Origin of the sequence: Nonomuraea sp. NPDC049141, from assembly GCF_040648415.1 — a bacterium.
Taxonomy (GTDB): Bacteria; Actinomycetota; Actinomycetes; order Streptosporangiales; family Streptosporangiaceae; genus Nonomuraea.
In genome coordinates this window covers 1-1,698 of record NZ_JBEZDR010000188.1, presented here as the reverse complement: position 1 = coordinate 1,698, position 1,698 = coordinate 1, and the positions used below count along the sequence as shown (strand labels likewise).

Here is a 1,698-nt window from a genome sequence, read left to right as displayed (position 1 = left end):
GGTCGACTGACGCGACCCGGAGACGGTGGCCGTCCCGTTCAGCCGACCGGCGCCGGGTAGCCCCGGCCGTGCTCGGCCTCCAGGCGGAGCATGGCGTGCTCCACGACGGTCACGAGCACCTGCTTGACGGCGTCCCGATGCCGGGCGTCGGTCAGCACCAGCGGCACGTCCGGCGAGATGGCCAGCGCCTCGCGGACCTCCTCCAGCTCGTACTGCGGTGCGCCGTCGAAACGGTTCAACGCCACGACGTACGGCAGCCGGCGGTTCTCGAAGTAGTCGAGCGGCGCGAAGGCGTCGGTGATCCGGCGGGTGTCGACCAGCACGGCCGCCCCCACCGCGCCCTTGATGATCTCGTCCCACATGAACCAGAACCGGGTCTGACCCGGCGTGCCGAAGAGGTACAGGATCAGGTCCTCGGCCATGGTGATCCGGCCGAAGTCCATGGCGACCGTGGTGGTCTGCTTCCCCGGCACCTTGGACGGGTCGTCGATGCCGACGCCGGCCGCGGTCATCACCGCCTCGGTTCTCAGCGGGGTGATCTCCGAGATCGCGCCGACCAGCGTCGTCTTGCCCACGCCGAAGCCGCCCGCGACCACGATCTTCGCGGAGATGATTCCCCGGTTTCGGCGGGCCCCGGCGGGGTCATAGCCTGCGAAGTCCACTTAGCACCCTTCCAAGGATTTCCATCCGCTCCTCGAACCCCTCGGCGGGAGCGGCAGTGTGTAGCGTCAGCAGGCTCTCGGCCACCATGTCGGCGACCAGCACCCGGGTGACGCCCAGCGGCATCCGGGTGTACGCGGAGATCTCGGCCAGCGACTGTGCCCGGCCCTCGCAGACGGTGGCGATGCGGTGCTTGTCGTGCCCGGCGAAGCGGGCCTCCGCGGCCTGGGTCGCGCTGGCCGTCAGAACCGCCTCCAGGGCGATGTCCATCCGGGCCTCGGTCCGGCCGCGGGTGACCGCGTACGGCCGTACCAGCGCACCACGTGGGTCCACGCGCCGTTGGTCCATCGACGATCACCTCCTCTCCCGGCCGGGCCCCTGGTCGGGCACCGGGTCTTCTCGTTCCTGGCGACGTACGGCCCGCACGTCGCGTCCCGCTAGGACCGCACCGCGTCCCGGGGCAGCGGCACCAGCGCCGCACCGACCCGCTCGACCAGCAGCGCCATCTCGTAGCCCACCTGACCGACGTCGCAGCTGCGGGCCGCCAGCACGGCCATCGACGAGCCGTCGCTGATCGACATCAGGAACAGGTAGCCGCTGTCCATCTCGATGACCGTCTGGAGCACGCCGCCGGCGCTGAACATCCGGGCGGCGCCCTCGGTCAGGCTGACCACGCCCGAGGTGATCGCGGCGAGCTGGTCCGCCCGGTCCGCGGGCAGGTCCCGCGAGGAGGCGAGCAGCAGCCCGTCGGCGGACACCGCCACCACGTGGGCGATTCCCGCCACGCTGTCGGCGAAGTTGGTGAGCAACCAACTCATGTCCTGCATGGCCGCTGGCCTGTTCATCGACTCGTCTCCTTGGTCGAGGTGCTGTTCTGGTCCGTGCCGGCCGCCCGGCCGCGCTGCACGCCGCGGTGGTAGGCCGACAACAGGCCCCGAACTTCGTCCGGGGTACGCCGGCTGCGGTCGCGGCCGCCCCGGGGCTCGATCCAGACCGGTGTCGCCGTGATGCCGGTGGTCAAGGGGGACATCCCGCAGC

General features: G+C 71.1%; 4 protein-coding genes. All 4 read right to left on the bottom strand.

The genetic code is table 11. The annotated features are described in order from the left end of the window. Positions 1–38: 38 nt before the first annotated feature. Positions 39–614: an ATP/GTP-binding protein gene (locus AB0B91_RS65740; RefSeq protein ID WP_358343165.1), complete on the bottom strand. Its 576-nt coding sequence runs from the start codon at positions 612–614 to the stop codon at positions 39–41. Between the two features lie 28 nt (positions 615–642). Beyond that, positions 643–1,008 (bottom strand): DUF742 domain-containing protein, encoded by a 366-nt coding sequence (locus tag AB0B91_RS65735; protein WP_088998388.1) that lies wholly within the window; start codon positions 1,006–1,008, stop codon positions 643–645. An 89-nt stretch (positions 1,009–1,097) separates the two neighbouring features. Continuing rightward, complete coding sequence (locus tag AB0B91_RS65730) at positions 1,098–1,505, bottom strand: roadblock/LC7 domain-containing protein (RefSeq protein ID WP_067359650.1); 408 nt, start codon at positions 1,503–1,505, stop codon at positions 1,098–1,100. Next, positions 1,502–1,698, bottom strand: a 197-nt coding sequence (locus tag AB0B91_RS65725; RefSeq protein WP_358343162.1) for a hypothetical protein, incomplete at its 5' end; no start/stop codon positions are given. The genes AB0B91_RS65730 and AB0B91_RS65725, both read right to left, overlap by 4 nt.